The organism is uncultured Flavobacterium sp., from assembly GCF_963975005.1.
Classification (GTDB): Bacteria; Bacteroidota; Bacteroidia; order Flavobacteriales; family Flavobacteriaceae; genus Flavobacterium.
On record NZ_CAXBFR010000001.1, the window covers coordinates 28,211 to 44,036 of the forward strand.

At 31.1% G+C, this 15,826-nt stretch carries 9 protein-coding genes and 1 pseudogene; 7 read left to right on the plus strand and 3 right to left on the minus strand.

What is annotated here, in order from left to right:
* Position 1: 1 nt before the first annotated feature.
* Positions 2-1,771 (minus strand): 1-deoxy-D-xylulose-5-phosphate synthase, encoded by a 1,770-nt coding sequence (locus AACZ53_RS00150; protein WP_339833254.1) that lies wholly within the window; start codon positions 1,769-1,771, stop codon positions 2-4.
* Between the two features lie 39 nt (positions 1,772-1,810).
* Here AACZ53_RS00150 and AACZ53_RS00155 point away from each other — a divergent pair, with 39 nt between their 5' ends.
* From AACZ53_RS00155 to pbpC, 3 genes and pseudogenes are all read left to right on the plus strand, one after another.
* The gene (locus tag AACZ53_RS00155; protein WP_339833257.1) at positions 1,811-2,251 is read left to right on the plus strand and encodes a nucleoside deaminase; all 441 of its coding nucleotides are present in this window, start codon (positions 1,811-1,813) and stop codon (positions 2,249-2,251) included.
* Between the two features lie 102 nt (positions 2,252-2,353).
* Complete coding sequence (locus tag AACZ53_RS00160) at positions 2,354-7,852, plus strand: MG2 domain-containing protein (RefSeq protein WP_339833260.1); 5,499 nt, start codon at positions 2,354-2,356, stop codon at positions 7,850-7,852.
* Between the two features lie 69 nt (positions 7,853-7,921).
* Positions 7,922-10,010, plus strand: a pseudogene (gene pbpC, locus AACZ53_RS00165) (penicillin-binding protein 1C).
* Between the two features lie 42 nt (positions 10,011-10,052).
* Here the strand turns inward: pbpC and AACZ53_RS00170 are convergent.
* Together AACZ53_RS00170 and AACZ53_RS00175 are read right to left on the minus strand one after the other, a co-directional pair.
* The gene (locus AACZ53_RS00170; protein ID WP_339833263.1) at positions 10,053-11,600 is read right to left on the minus strand and encodes a ribonuclease E/G; all 1,548 of its coding nucleotides are present in this window, start codon (positions 11,598-11,600) and stop codon (positions 10,053-10,055) included.
* 333 nt (positions 11,601-11,933) lie between these two features.
* Positions 11,934-12,227 carry an HU family DNA-binding protein gene (locus AACZ53_RS00175; protein ID WP_026716764.1) on the minus strand — a complete coding sequence of 98 codons (294 nt, stop codon included), beginning with the start codon at positions 12,225-12,227 and terminating at the stop codon, positions 11,934-11,936.
* A 131-nt stretch (positions 12,228-12,358) separates the two neighbouring features.
* Here AACZ53_RS00175 and mutY point away from each other — a divergent pair, with 131 nt between their 5' ends.
* Genes mutY through gldD form a run of 4 tightly spaced genes read left to right on the plus strand, consistent with a single transcriptional unit; the run spans position 12,359 to position 15,771 of the window.
* A complete protein-coding gene (mutY, locus tag AACZ53_RS00180; RefSeq protein ID WP_339833268.1) occupies positions 12,359-13,390 on the plus strand; it encodes an A/G-specific adenine glycosylase in 1,032 nt (343 codons plus the stop codon).
* A gap of 42 nt (positions 13,391-13,432) precedes the next feature.
* Positions 13,433-13,885 (plus strand): single-stranded DNA-binding protein, encoded by a 453-nt coding sequence (gene ssb / locus AACZ53_RS00185; RefSeq protein WP_339833271.1) that lies wholly within the window; start codon positions 13,433-13,435, stop codon positions 13,883-13,885.
* A gap of 22 nt (positions 13,886-13,907) precedes the next feature.
* Entirely contained in the window at positions 13,908-15,200 is a 1,293-nt protein-coding gene (locus AACZ53_RS00190) for a gliding motility-associated protein GldE (RefSeq protein ID WP_339833273.1), read from the plus strand.
* A 13-nt stretch (positions 15,201-15,213) separates the two neighbouring features.
* Entirely contained in the window at positions 15,214-15,771 is a 558-nt protein-coding gene (gldD, locus tag AACZ53_RS00195; RefSeq protein WP_339833276.1) for a gliding motility lipoprotein GldD, read from the plus strand.
* Positions 15,772-15,826 lie beyond the last annotated feature (55 nt).

A 15,826-nucleotide genomic window follows, 5' to 3' on the forward strand; every position in this document is an offset into this window, starting at 1 on the left:
TTTATATAGTACTAATAGTTTTTAATATAGATATAACGTCAATTTTGCAAATCTGTTGTAATTCATTAACACTTCCTTGTTCCACAAAATTGTCAGAAATGCCTAAATTAACAATTTTGTTAGTATAAGTATTTGAAGTGGCAAAGGAGTTTATTAAACTGCTAAATCCGCCAATAATAACGCCATCTTCAATTGTAATTATTTTAGAATTCGTTTTAAAAATTTCATTTAAGGTCTTTTCGTCAATAGGCTTAATAAAAGGGAAATGATAATGCGATATTTTTTTAATTTGACTGAATTCAGCAATAGCTTTTTCTATATTTGAAGCTATAGTTCCAGTTGAAAGAATTGCTATTTCAGAACCTTTTTTCAAACATTCAGCTTTGCCGATTTCAATAATCTCAAAAGGCTTTTTCCAGTCCACAATTTCTCCTCTTCCTCTTGGATAACGAATTGCAATCGGATGATTTAGTCCTAAAGAAGCTGTGTACATGATGTTTCTTAATTCAATTGCGTCTTTTGGGGCATAAATTATTAAATTAGGAATGCAATTTAAATAAGCAATATCAAAAACACCATGATGTGTTGCTCCATCTTCTCCAACTAAACCTGCTCTGTCTAAACAAAAAATAACAGGTAAATTTTGCAAAGCCACATCGTGAATAATTTGATCATAAGCACGCTGCATAAAAGTGGAATAAATATTACAAAAAACCACCATGCCTTGCGTTGCCATTCCAGCAGCTAAAGTTACAGCATGTTGTTCTGCAATTCCGACATCAAAAGCTCTTTCAGGAAACGCTTCCATCATGTATTTCATAGAACTTCCGCTTGGCATTGCAGGAGTGATTCCAATTATCTTTTGATTTTTTTCTGCTAATTCAACTAATGTATGCCCAAAAACATCTTGAAATTTAGGCGGCAAATTTTCTTCATTTTTAGGATGAATTTTACCTGTTTTAGCTTCAAACTTCCCTGGAGCATGATATTTAACCTGATCTTTTTCTGCCAATTCTAATCCTTTCCCTTTAGTAGTAATAACATGTAGGAATTTTGGACCTTTTATTTTTTTTAGTCGTTCTAATTCGGCTAATAATTTTGGTAAATCGTGACCGTCAATTGGTCCTGAATAATCAAAATTTAAGGATTTTATAATATTATTTTGTTTTGGATTTTTCCCTTCTTTAACAGCTGTCAAATAATTTTTTAAAGCACCAACACTTGGATCAATTCCAATGGCATTGTCATTTAAAATTACTAATAAATTGGCATCAGTTACTCCAGCGTGATTTAAGCCTTCAAAAGCCATTCCACTTGCTATAGAAGCATCACCAATTACGGCAATATGTTGTTTTTCAAAATCACCTTTTAGTTTAGAAGCAATTGCCATTCCCAAAGCTGCCGAAATTGAAGTTGAAGAATGTCCAACACCAAAAGTATCATATTCGCTTTCACTTCTTTTAGGAAAACCCGAAATCCCGTTTAAAGTTCTATTAGTTTCAAAAACGTCACGTCGTTCAGTCAAAATTTTATGACCATACGCTTGATGACCAACATCCCAAACCAATAAATCTTCAGGTGTATTGAAAATGTAATGTAAAGCAATGGTCAATTCTACAACACCTAAACTTGCTCCCAAATGGCCTTCTCTTTGTGAAATAACATCAATGATGAATTCACGCAATTCTTTGGCCAATTGAGTAAGTTGATTTGGAGTAAGTTTCTTCAAATCTTTAGGATTGTTAATATGTGAAAGTAAATTTTCCTTCATTTGACAAAAGTACTAACTTGAAATTGTATTTTTGCTATTATGATAGATATTTTCACCGATGATTATTTTATGAAGAAAGCTTTGCAAGAAGCTGAAACGGCTTTTGAAAAAGGAGAAGTTCCTGTTGGTGCAATAATTGTTATTGATAACAAAGTCATTGCAAGAAGTCATAACCTAACAGAATTGCTTAATGATGTTACAGCTCATGCTGAAATGCAAGCGATTACAAGCGCTGCAAATTTTATTGGAGGAAAATATTTAAAAGGGTGCACGCTTTATGTTACCTTAGAACCTTGCCAAATGTGTGCTGGTGCTTTGTATTGGAGTCAAATTTCTAAAATAGTTTATGGCGCTTCCGATGAAAATAGAGGTTTTGTAAAAATGGGAACACAATTACACCCCAAAACAGAAGTTGTAAGTGGAGTTTTAGAAAAAGATTGTTCACTGTTGATGAGAGCTTTTTTTAGAATGAAAAGGTAATTTTTGTAAGTTAAGCTTTAATTTTTTTTATATCTTTAGACAATAATAAACTCAATATTAGAGTTTTGTTTTTTATTAGATAAATCTTTAAAAATAATTGCTATGAAGTTAAATCGCTATTTACAGTTGATCGTATTGTTAATTGTGAGTTACTCTTGTGGAAAAAAATCAGAAAATTTCAATTCGGATTTTAGTTTGTATAAAGATTACATTCTTAATTTTAGTTCTGGATTAGTTTCTGCAGAAACCGATTTTAGAGTTGTTTTAGCTTTTGATAATAAAGAATGGACGCCAAATCAAGAATTAGACAGTGATTTGTTCTCAATAAGTCCAAATGTATCAGGAAAAGTTGTAGCGCTTTCTTCAAATACAGTTGCTTTTATTCCATCAGAAAAATTAAAACAGGACACAGAATATCAAATAACTTTTCATTTAGATGAAGTTAAAGATGTGCCTAAAAAGTTAGAAGAATTCAATTTTACAATAAAAACTATAAAGCAAGATTTTTTAGTAAACACATTAGATTTACAATCGTATAGCAAAGAATATCAATATCTTAATGCTACAATTGCTTTTAGCGATAACATGGATGTTGAATCAGCCAAAAAAATAATTAAAGCGAGCCAAGGGGATAAAAATTTAAAGATCAAATTTGATAAAGATTTATCAAATACAAAAGAATATAAATTTGTTATCGATAGCATTCAACGAAAAGTAGAGGATAGCAAAATAAATATTTTATGGGATGGCTCTGCTCTTGATATTGATCAACAAGGAACAGTAAATTTTGATATTCCAGGAAAAAACAATTTCAAAGTTATTTCAGCTCAAATTCAAGAAGACAATGCGCAAGTTTTATTGATTAATTTTTCTGATCCCATAAAAAAAGGCCAAAATTTAGATGGTTTGGTTCAAGTTGAATCAGCGTCTAATTTAAAATTTGCTACTGCAGGAAATCTTTTAAAAGTCTTTTTTACTGAATCTTTGAAAGGAGAATTATTAGTTGAAGTTTTTCAAGGCATTCAAAGTGAAGATGGTTATAAAATGAAATACGATTTTTCAGAAAAAGTAACTTTTGACCAAGTAAAACCTGAGATTAGATTTGTAAAAAGCGGAACTATACTACCAAGTTCAAACAATTTAAAAATCAATTTTGAAGCAGTTAATCTTAAGGCTGTTGATGTAAAAGTATATCAAATTTATAAAAACAACATACTACAATTTCTTCAATATAATGAAATTAATGGAAGTCAAAATCTTAGGAATGTAGCCCAACCAATAGCAAAACAAACCATAATTTTAAAAACAAACAATTTAGCTAATTATGGCGATTGGAATGCATATGCATTAGATTTGTCTAAAATAATTGCAGTTGATCAGGGTTCAATTTATAGAGTAGAATTAACCTATAAAAAGAAATATTCATTATATAAATGTACTTCAACAACTATAGACGAAGAAGAAGAGGAAGCTGTAGATGAAGATGAAGTACGTTCTAACCAATATTATTATGATGATGACGATTACTATTATGACGATTACAATTGGAATGAAAGAGATGATCCGTGCTCAAATTCATACTATTATAACAACAAAATTTTTACGAATGTAATTGCAACCGATTTAGGAGTAATTGCTAAAAGAGGTGAAAACGGTTCTTACTTTTTTGCTGTAAATAACATCATTACAACTGAACCTGTCGCTGGAGCTGTTATTGATTTATACAACTTTCAACAACAAAAATTAGCAACTATAAAAACGGATGCTCAAGGTTTGGTAAATGCAGATATTACTAAATACGCTTATTTTGCTATAGTGACGAATGACAACAATACAACTTATGTTAAATTAGATGAAGGGCAATCACTTTCGGTAAGTAACTTTGATGTTGGAGGAGAACAATTACAAAAGGGATTGAAAGGTTATATTTATGGGGAAAGAGGAGTCTGGCGACCAGGTGACACATTACACATAGCTTTTATGTTGAATGATAATGAAAGTAAATTAGAAAAAACACATCCTCTAAAATTCAAATTGTCAAATCCGCAAGGAAAAGCAATGTATGTTGCGGTTCAAAAATATAATGAAAACAATCATTATAAGTTTAAAGTTGTGACTAAAGATTCAGACATTACTGGAAATTGGGAAGCTAAAATATCAATTGGTGGAGTTCATTTTTATAAAAGTATTAAAATTGAAACCATAAAACCGAATCGTCTAAAAATCAAAAATAGTTTTGCTGATGGAAATTTATCGGGCAACAAACCCAATAACGGAACCATTGAAGTAGCTTGGTTGCATGGATCAATTGCAAAAAACTTAAAAGTGGATATGCAAGCCAAATTTATGCAACAAGTAACTGCTTTTAAAGGGTTTTCAAACTATGATTTTGATGATGACGTTAGAAGTTTTTCATCAGAAGAAGTCAATGTATTCTCTGGAAAAGTGGATGATTTTGGAAAAACAAATGTTACCATTCAACCTAAAATTAAAAATCAAGCACCCGGAAAATTGAAAGTCGTTTTTCAAACCAAAGCTTATGAAAATGGAGGTGACTTTAGTACAGATGTAGTAACAGCAACTTATTCACCCTACAAAACTTATGTTGGAATTAAAAGTCCAGAACCGAATAAGTACGGAATGTTAGAAACTGAAAAAGTAAATCGTTTTGACATCGTTACCGTAGATGAAAATGGCAAACCAAAAGCAGTCAAAAATCTTGAAGCACGAGTGTATAAAGTTGATTGGCGTTGGTGGTGGAACAGTTCAGGTGATGATTTATCTAAATATAATTCTTCTCAAGTTACAACGGCTTACAAAAATTTTAATGTAAGTACGAATGCTTCAGGGAAATCAAGCGTTCAATTCAAAGTATCTGAAAACGATTGGGGAAGATACTTGATAAGAGTAATTGATAATGAAGGTGGTCATGCAACAAGCAAAACGGAAATTATCGATTGGCCAATTTGGTCAGGAAAAACAAAATCTGGTGATGCTTCAACTGCAAACATGCTAGTGTTTACTTCTGATAAAACAAAATACACAGTTGGTGAAAAAGCAACCGTTTCTTTCCCGTCAAGTCAAGGTGGAAGAGCTTTAATTTCAATTGAAAATGGTTCTAAAGTAGTTTCATCATTTTGGGCAATGACAACAAAAGGAGAAACAAAAGTTGAAATTCCTGTTACACCAGAAATGGCTCCTAATGTGTATGTAAATATTTCATTATTAAAACCACATGCTTCAACAGTAAATGATACTCCAATTAGAATGTATGGAATTTTACCGATTGAAGTGGTTGATAAAAACACTTTACTTCAACCTGAAATTGCTATGGCAAGTGTTTTAAAACCTGAAACTAAAACTACTATCAAAGTAAGTGAAAAAGAAGGGAAAGAGATGACTTACACATTAGCAATTGTAGATGATGGTTTGTTAGATTTAACACGATTCAAAACACCAAATGCTTGGGATAAATTTTATGCTCGACAAGCTTTAGGTGTAAAAACTTGGGATGTTTATGATGATGTAATTGGTGCTTATGGTGGAAAAATAAACCAAATTTTCAGTATTGGTGGAGATGAAGATTTAGGTGGTGGAAGTTCCAAAAAAGCCAACCGATTTAAACCTGTTGTTATTTATTTAGGGCCTTTCAAATTAGAAAAAGGACAAACAAAATTACATACAGTTGAATTGCCAAATTATATAGGTTCAGTTCGTACAATGGTTGTAGCTGGTGATGCCAAAACAAACGCTTATGGAAGTGTCGAAAAAACAACTCCAGTAAGAAAACCTTTAATGGTGTTGGCTTCCGTTCCAAGAAAAATTTCTCCAAACGAAAAAGTAACTTTACCAATTACGGTTTTCGCAATGGAAAATCATGTGAAAAATGTAACAGTTCAGTTAAAAACCAATAATGCTGTTCGATTGACTTCTGCTTCAAAACAGAATGTAAGTTTTAGTTCACCTGATGAAAAAATGGTGTACTTTGATTTAGAAGTTGGAAATGTTTTAGGAATCGGAAAAATTGAAGTAATTGCTACTTCAGGAAATGAAAAAGCTACTTATGAAGTCGAATTAGATGTTACCAATCCAAATCCAATAACAAATGATTTTGTAGATGTGGTGATTGAACCCAATTCAAGTAAAACTATTCAATGGAATACTTTTGGAGTCGAAGGAAGTAACAAAGCTAGGTTAGAAGTTTCTTCTTTTCCAACAATTGATTTTAATGGTCGAATTCAATATTTGATTCAATATCCTCATGGTTGTGTAGAGCAAACAACTTCAAGTGTTTTTCCTCAATTGTATTTAGGTGATGTTATGGATTTAGATGGCAATAGAAAATCAGAAATGCAAAAAAACATCAACGCTGGAATTCAAAAATTAGGAGGTTTCCAACAAGTAAATGGTGGATTGTCCTATTGGCCAGGAAGTTCTAGTGCTGATGATTGGGGAACTTCTTATGCAGGACATTTCCTTTTAGAAGCGGAGAAAAAAGGCTATGTTTTGCCAATTTCTTTCAAACAAAAATGGATTTCGTACCAACAAACAGAAGCCAAAAAATGGAGGTTTAACCAACAATATCATAATGATTTTGCACAAGCTTATCGTTTGTATACTTTAGCTTTAGCTGGCGTTCCAGATATGGGTTCAATGAATCGTTTAAGAGAAACTTCTGGAATTTCAAATGAATCTAAAATAAGACTAGCTGCAACTTACGCAATCACAGGACAGAAAAATACAGCTTTAGCTTTGTTAAATTCAACTTCTGTTGATAATTCAAATGATAGAAATTACTATTATTATGGCTCTTCTGAAAGAAATAGAGCGATGCTTTTAGAAACGTATTTGTTAGTAAATGACAATCAAAAAGCATTTGGTTTAGCTACTAAAATTGCTAATTCACTTTCTTCTAAAAATTACATGAGTACGCAAACAACAGCTTATTGTTTATATGCTATGTCAAAATTTGCCATTAAAAATGGTGGAAAAGGAATCAATGCTTCTTTCACTAATAACGGAAAATCCGAAACAATAACTTCCAACAAATCTATTGCAGATAGAAAGTTATTGGTAAAAAACGGTTCAAATAGCGTGACGATTAAAAACAACAAAGACAATACCATTTATGTCCGTGTTTTAAACAGCGGAATTTTACCTGTAGGTGAAGAAAAAGTTATGCAGAATAACTTATTCGGAAACATTACATTCAAAACTAGAAATGGTAACACAATTTCTTTAAACGAAATCAAACAAGGAACTGAAATTGTGGCTCAAGTTACTATCAGAAATCAATCCAATGATAATATTGACAATGTAGCGTTATCTCAGATTATTCCGTCAGGATTTGAAATCATGAATTCACGTTATACAGATTTTGGTGATTTTGCTCAAAATAAGGCTGATTACATCGATATTCGTGATGATAGAACACAATTCTATTTTGAACTTCGAGCAAATGAATCCAGAACATTTACGGTTTTATTAAACGCAACTTATTTAGGAGATTATTATTTCCCAGGTATTCAATGTGAAGCTATGTATGACAACAATTATATAGTAAGAACAAAAGGAGAATGGGTGAAAATTGTAAAGGATTAAAAGGTGTTTCAACGAATAAAAAAATGGATACTAAACAATAAAATAAAAACTACCATCATCCTTTTTTTGATGGTAGTTTATTACTTTTCATTACCCAGAAAATTATTTGAAAATAATTATGCAACAGTCATAGAAAGTAATGACGGACAATTATTAGGAGCCAAAATTGCCAAAGATGGTCAATGGCGTTTTCCTGAAAGTGATAGCATTCCCACAAAGTTTAAAGAATGTATCATTGCTTTTGAAGACCAACATTTTTATCAACATTTTGGATTTAATCCAGTTTCCATGTATCATGCTTTTTTGCAAAATCGAAAAGCCAATAAAGTGGTTCGTGGGGGAAGTACCTTAACGCAACAAGTCATTAGATTACATCGAAAGGGCAAAAGCAGAAGCTATTTAGAAAAAATAATCGAACTCATTTTATCTACACGTTTAGAATTTAGACATTCAAAAGATGAAATTCTACAATTATATGCAGCTCATGCACCTTTTGGAAGTAATGTTGTCGGATTAGAAATGGCTTCTTGGAAATATTTTGGTTTGCAACCCAATCAATTATCTTGGGCAGAAGCATCAACTTTAGCGGTTTTACCCAATGCTCCAAGTTTGATTTATCCTGGGAAAAATCAAGAAAGATTGCTTAAAAAACGAAATATTTTACTCAAAAAACTATTTTCAAATGAAGTAATTGATAAAGAAACTTATGAATTAGCACTTCAAGAAATGTTACCTCAAAAACCTTTTGATGTACCACAAATTGCTCCTCATTTACTCGAAAAAATAGCTAAAACAAATCGTGGAGAGAAAATCAAAACTACAATTAATACGCATGTTCAAGAACAAGCTAATGAAATTGTAAGGCAATATTATAATTTGTACAAACAAAACCAAGTTTACAATATTTCTGTTTTGGTTGTTGAAGTAAAAACCCGAAATGTTGTTGCTTATGTAGGAAATAGCCCAACGGATAAAAATCATCAAAAAGATGTGGATATTATTTCAGCACCAAGAAGTACAGGAAGTATTTTGAAACCTTTTTTGTATGCTTCTATGTTAGATGATGGTGAACTTTTGCCAAATACTTTAATTCCAGATATTCCAACACAAATTTCAGGATATTCTCCCCAAAATTATAATTTGACTTATGATGGTGCTGTACCAGCAAGTAAGGCTTTATCACGTTCTTTAAATATTCCAGCTGTTTTGATGCTTCAAGATTATTCTGTCAATAAATTTTATGAGCAGTTACAAAAGTTAAAATTGAGTGATATCAACAGACAACCAAGTAATTATGGCTTGTCCTTAATTTTAGGTGGAGCAGAATCAAACTTATGGGATTTATGCAATTCTTATGCGTATATGTCAAGCACGTTGAATCATTTCAATAAAAACAATGACGAATATAGAACTAATGAATTAAGTAGTTTAAACCTAAATTTCAATAAAAAATTAGATTTTGGAAAGTCAACGCGACAAAAAAATGTATTTGGAGCTGGAGCCATTTGGCAAACCTTCAATGCTATGAAAGAAGTCAATCGTCCAGAAGGTGATGAGGCTTGGCGTTTTTATGATTCTTCACTAGAAATTGCTTGGAAAACAGGAACAAGTTTTGGAAGTAGAGATGCTTGGGCAATTGGTGCAACCAAAGAATATGTAGTTGGAGTTTGGGTTGGAAATGCAACTGGTGAAGGAAGGCCATTATTAACTGGAGTAGAAAGTGCAGCGCCGATTTTGTTTGATGTTTTTCATTTGTTACCCAAATCAAAATGGTTTGAAACCCCTTTTAATGATTTAGAAGAAGTTAAGGTTTGTTCTGTTTCAGGCTATTTAGCCCAAGAAAATTGTCCATCAAAAAATCAATGGATTCCGAAAAGAGCTAAGAAAACAGAAAATTGTCCTTATCATAAATTAATTCATTTAGATAAGAGTGAACAATTTAGAGTAAATTCAATTTGTGAAAGTGTTGATGCTATAGTTTCAAAATCTTGGTTTGTTTTGCCGCCATTAATTGTTTTGGTATTTAGATAATAAGTATTTAGGAAGTACAAAAACATTCCATGAAATGCCAATCATAGCTAAAACAGGCTTTCATATTGTAACGGTAGTTGATGAATTAGGAAATGAAATTAGGAGAAAAGTAGAATTTGAACAATAAAAAAACCGTTTAGAACTAAATCTAAACGGTTTTTTAATAATCTTACTTGATTGCCTTTCCTTTGTCATCAAAGAAATGATATTCAAGATACGTGTAAGCGTCACGAGGTATAATTTTCACCCATTTTTTATGTTCAAAAAACCATTTTGAACGTATTGATGGAAAACCTTTTTCAAGGTATGCTGCCACAAAAGGATGCACATGAAGTGTAACTTTTTTATGGGCTTTAATAATTTTTTCAAGGCTAAACGCAATTTTATCAATAATCAAAATTGGAGCTTCAATTTCCCCATTTTCATTGGGATCTTCTTCTCTTGTTTTGATATTTACTTCTGGTCTAACTCTTTGTCTAGTAATTTGAATTAATCCAAATTTGCTAGGAGGCAAGATTTTATGCTTGGCCTTATCGTCACTCATTTCTTCTTTTAAGAAATCGTATAAAACTCTGCGGTTTTCTGGATTTTGCATATCAATGAAATCCACCACAATAATTCCACCCATGTCTCGTAATCGCAATTGTCGTGCAATCTCTGCAGCAGCAATCATGTTTACTTCTAAAGCAGTATCTTCTTGATTACGAGCTTTGTTTGATCGATTTCCACTATTCACATCCACTACGTGTAATGCTTCTGTGTGTTCGATAATCAAATAAGCTCCTTTACTCATCGAAACTGTTTTTCCAAAGGAAGTTTTAATTTGTCTTTCCACGTTATATTTCTCAAATAAAGGTAAGTCTTTCGACTGATAGTGTTTTACGATAGACACTCTGTCTGGAGCTATTTCTTGCAAATAGTCCTTGGTTTGCAAATACAATTCTTCATCATCAATATGAATACTAGTAAAAGTATCATTAAATACATCTCTCAAGATGGAGGAAGCTTTATTAACTTCTCCTAAAACTTTTGATGGATGATGAGCAGTTTGCAGCTTCTTACACATACTAGACCATTTGTCTAATAGGTTTTGAAGATCTTTGTTTAGTTCAGCTACTTTTTTGCCTTCGGCTACTGTTCTTACAATAACACCGAATCCTTTTGGTTTAATAGATTGAACCAATCGTTTTAATCGTTCTTTTTCTTCTTTTGATTCAATTTTTTGAGAAATTGAAACTCTATCCGAAAACGGAACTAAAACAACAAATCTACCAGCTAACGAAATTTCTGAAGAAATACGGGGGCCTTTTGTAGATATTGGTTCTTTAACTATTTGAACAAGAAGTGATTGATTGGCACTGATAATATCAGCTATACTACCATCTTTATCAATTTCTTTTTCAAAAGGAAAATTTTTGAGTGAATAATCTTTTATTTTACCTGCGCTTACAAGTTTTATAAACTTCATCATTGAAGGAAGATTTGGACCTAAATCATGATAATGCAAAAAAGCATCTTTTTCATAACCTACGTTTACAAAAGCAGCGTTTAAACCGGCTACTGGCTTTCTTATTTTTGAAATAAAAATATCGCCAACAGCAAAATTACTACCACTACTGTTTTCTTCTTCTTTGTGAAGTTCAATTAGTTTTCCATCTTTTAATAAGGCAAAATCTACAGCGTCTGAACTTGATCTAATAATTAATTCTTTGTTCAAAAGAGTACATTTTTATCCATACTTTATAAAGTTAGAAATTAGAAGTTAGAAGTTAGAAATATTCTAAATTCTGAATTCTAAATTCTGAATTCCATTAGTACAGATGGATTAAACAATAATTTTTACAGGATTTTTACCCGATAACCAATCCTTACAATTGGTTTTTTTCAAAGAACATCTTTTTTTTCTAAAAAAGAAAAAGTAGTTAAATACTACTTTTTCTTCTTGTGACGGTTAGCTCTCGCTCTTTTTTTACGTTTGTGCGTTGCTACCTTATGTCTTTTTCTTTTTTTACCGCTTGGCATAATGTCGTTAGTTTAGATTAATAAATAATTATACTGCTATTTCTGTTTTTGTTTTAACTCCTTCTACAAACACCTTAGCTGGTTTAAAAGCTGGAATGTTGTGTGCTGGAATCTTTATTGTTGTGTTTTTAGAAATGTTTCTTCCCGTTTTTTCAGCTCTAGTTTTGATGATAAAACTTCCGAAACCTCTTAAATAAACATTGTCTCCTGATTCTAAAGAATCTTTTACTTCTTCCATAAATGTCTCTACAGTAGCTTGAACATCTCCTTTTTCAAGTCCTAATCTGTCAGAAATTTTTGCTACGATATCTGCTTTCGTCATTTTTCTTGCGTATTAATTTTATTCTAATTTTTTTGAGAGTGCAAATATAGGAATTAAAAAAACAATATTTCAAGCATAATCAATTATATTTTAATATAATAAAAGTTAATTTTGCGCCAACAACAAATTTTATGTCTTTTTCTAACTCTTTAATTTATTGGTATTTACAAAACAAAAGGGATTTACCTTGGCGAAATACTACCGATTCCTATACTATTTGGCTTTCAGAAATAATTCTTCAGCAAACTAGAGTAGCACAAGGAACGCCTTATTTTGAGACTTTTATCTCTCATTTTCCTACTGTTTTTGATTTAGCTAAAGCCAATGAAGAACAAGTATTAAAACTTTGGCAAGGATTAGGGTATTATTCTCGAGCAAGAAATCTTCATGCTACAGCAAAATATGTAGTTGTTGAATTAAATGGAGTTTTTCCAACATCATATAAAGAATTAATTAAATTAAAAGGAATTGGTGAATATACAGCAGCTGCAATTGCTTCTTTTTCTGTAAATGAAAATGTAGCAGTTTTAGATGGAAATGTTTATAGGGTTTTGGCAAGGTATTTTAATGTTCACAATGATATTTCTGTGTCATCAACCAAAAAAGTGTTTCAGGAATTGGCTAAAGAAGTACTTCCTAAAAAAGACGCACATATATACAACCAGGCCATTATGGAATTTGGTGCTTTGCAATGTGTGCCCAAAAGTCCAAATTGTTCTGACTGTGCTTTGTCTGATAGTTGTGCTGCTCTTCAAAATAAAACCGTAAACATTTTACCCATTAAATCTAAAAAAACAAAAGTGACAAATCGTTACTTTAATTATATAGTTTTTGAAGATTTGAATCGTAATACTGTAATTAATCAACGTTTAGGTAAAGGTATCTGGCAAAATTTATATGAATTTCCAGTAATTGAACTAGATTCAATAATTCATGAAGATGAAATATTTAACTTAATAAGTGATAAATATTCTGACATTACAAGCATTACATTTCTACCAGCTTTTGATGTTATTCATAAATTATCACATCAAACTTTATATATTCAATTTGTTAAAGTTCAGTTGTCTAACCAATTAGAAAATTTTATTTCAATGCAGGATTTAAAAAAACTTCCTTTTCCTATAGTTATTCATAATTTTATAGAAAGATATTTCAGCTAATTAAAATATTTAGTACATTTGATATAATTAAAATTATAAGCCATGAGCGGAACGTTGAACAAAGTTATGTTAATAGGTCACTTGGGTGATGAAGTAAAAATGCACTATTTTGATGGGGGAAATTGTATAGGAAGATTTCCTTTAGCCACAAATGAGATTTATATCAATAAAAGCACTGGTGAAAAAATCACTTCTACTGAATGGCATAATTTAGTAGTTCGCAATAAAGCCGCTGAAATTTGCGAAAAATACTTATCAAAAGGAGATAAAATTTATGTTGAAGGAAGAATAAAATCAAGAAATTGGCAAGCTGAAGACGGTTCAACTAAATATACTACAGAAATTCAAGTAACAGAATTTACTTTTTTGTCAACCAAGAAAGATTCGGATGTTAACAAACAAAATATCCCTTCAAATGAAAATGATAGCACAAAAAAGACTAATTTTGACGCACAAAATGAAGCGCCAAATCAAAAAGACGATTTACCTTTTTAATGTTTAACCAATACCTACGAATTTGGACTCAGATCCTTCCAGTTTTATAAATACAATAGATTTTAGTTTAGTTTTTGGGCTAGTTGGAGTAGCCTTTTTATTGTTGTGTTCTGCTTTTATATCCGGTTCAGAAGTAGCTTTGTTTTCTCTGGATCAAAAAAATCTAGATGATCTAGAAGCAAATGATAGTCACAAAGGGAAATTAATTTCTGATCTTTTAGGTAGGCCCAAAAAATTATTAGCCACTATTTTAATAGCTAATAACTTTATAAATATTGGAGTTGTAATTTTGTTTACTTCCATAAATGAAAAATTATTTAGCGCTATTACTTCTTCAACGCTACAGTTTTTAGTTGAAGTAATTCTTTTGACTTTTTTAATATTGCTTTTTGGGGAAGTTTTGCCTAAAATATATGCCAGTAGAAATAACGTGAGTTTTTCTAAAACAGTTTGTATTCCTATTGCTTTTTTAAATAAAGTTTTGAGTCCTATTAGTGTTCCAATGCGAAATATTACGGTCTTTATAGAGAAAAAATTTAGTGTCCAAAAAACAAATTTTTCGGTTGACCAATTATCACAAGCTTTAGAGTTAACAGATCAAAAAGAGACAACTTCAGACGAGCAAAAAATTTTAGAAGGTATTGTGACTTTCGGAAACACAGATGTTAAACAAGTAATGAGTCCTAGAATTGATATTTTTGCTATTGAATTTTCTGAAAGTTTTACAGAAATAATGTCAAAAATCATTGAAAAAGGATATTCTCGAATTCCAGTTTACAAAGAAGGAATAGATCATATCGAAGGAGTTTTGTTTATTAAAGATTTAATTCCATACATTGATTATAAAGATTACGAATGGCAAACTTTATTAAGAGAACCATTTTTTGTTCCTGAAAATAAAAAGTTAGACAATCTTTTGAAAGAATTCCAAGGCATGAAAAACCACCTAGCTATTGTCGTTGATGAATATGGTGGAACTTCTGGATTGGTTTCTTTGGAAGATATTCTAGAAGAAATTGTAGGTGACATTAGCGATGAATTTGACGATATAGATATAAGTTACACGAAAATAGACGATAAAAATTATCTCTTTGATGGAAAGGTAAGTTTAAAAGATTTTTATAGAGTTGTTGATGTCAATGAAGAAAAGTTTGAAAATGCAAAAGGAGAAGCAGAAACTTTAGCGGGTTTCATATTAGAAATATCTGGAAATTTTCCAAGAAAAAATGCCAAATTAGTATTTGATACTTGTAAATTTAGCATAGAAAATGTAGACAAACGAAGAATAAAACAAGTAAAAGTTACGTTACCATAACAAACTGATTATAATGAATAAATTTTTTGCTTTTGTTGGATTAGCTATTTGTTTGCAATCATGTAATGAAGACGCCATTCCTAGGCCAACAAGTCAATTGCGTTTAGATTATCCTACACCTACATATATTTCAAAAGAATCAAAATATCCATTTTCTTTAGATATTAATGATTTTTCTACGATTCTTTCAAAAGATAATGGAGCAATAGAAGTGCATTATCCAAAAATGAAAGCAACGGTTTATTTAAGTTATAAAACAGTGAATAATGATTTGGAAAAATTATTAACTGATGCTCAAAAGCTGACATACAAATTACATGTTATGAAAGCTGACGAAATCACTGAACAGCCTTTTGTAAATCCGGATAAGAAAGTATATGGTATGTTTTACACTGTTGGAGGTGATGCTGCATCGAATGCATTATTTTACGCTACTGACAGTACTAAAAATTTCGTTACAGGAAGTGTTTATTTTTATACTAAACCTAATTACGATTCTATTTTACCGGCATCAAGTTATATAACAAACGACATGAAAAAGATGTTGGAATCTATTAAGTGGAAGGAGTAGTTTTTAGTGCTCAGTGGTCAGTTTTTAGTTGGCAGTTTTATAAATTAGAAATATG

Coding starts and splice junctions, on each gene's coding strand:
- AACZ53_RS00150 (WP_339833254.1), bottom strand. CDS start 1,771: ATGAAGGAAAATTTACTTTCACATATTAACAATCCTAAAGATTTGAAG.
- AACZ53_RS00155 (WP_339833257.1), top strand. CDS start 1,811: ATGATAGATATTTTCACCGATGATTATTTTATGAAGAAAGCTTTGCAA.
- AACZ53_RS00160 (WP_339833260.1), top strand. CDS start 2,354: ATGAAGTTAAATCGCTATTTACAGTTGATCGTATTGTTAATTGTGAGT.
- AACZ53_RS00175 (WP_026716764.1), bottom strand. CDS start 12,227: ATGACGAAAGCAGATATCGTAGCAAAAATTTCTGACAGATTAGGACTT.
- mutY (WP_339833268.1), top strand. CDS start 12,359: ATGTCTTTTTCTAACTCTTTAATTTATTGGTATTTACAAAACAAAAGG.
- ssb (WP_339833271.1), top strand. CDS start 13,433: ATGAGCGGAACGTTGAACAAAGTTATGTTAATAGGTCACTTGGGTGAT.
- gldD (WP_339833276.1), top strand. CDS start 15,214: ATGAATAAATTTTTTGCTTTTGTTGGATTAGCTATTTGTTTGCAATCA.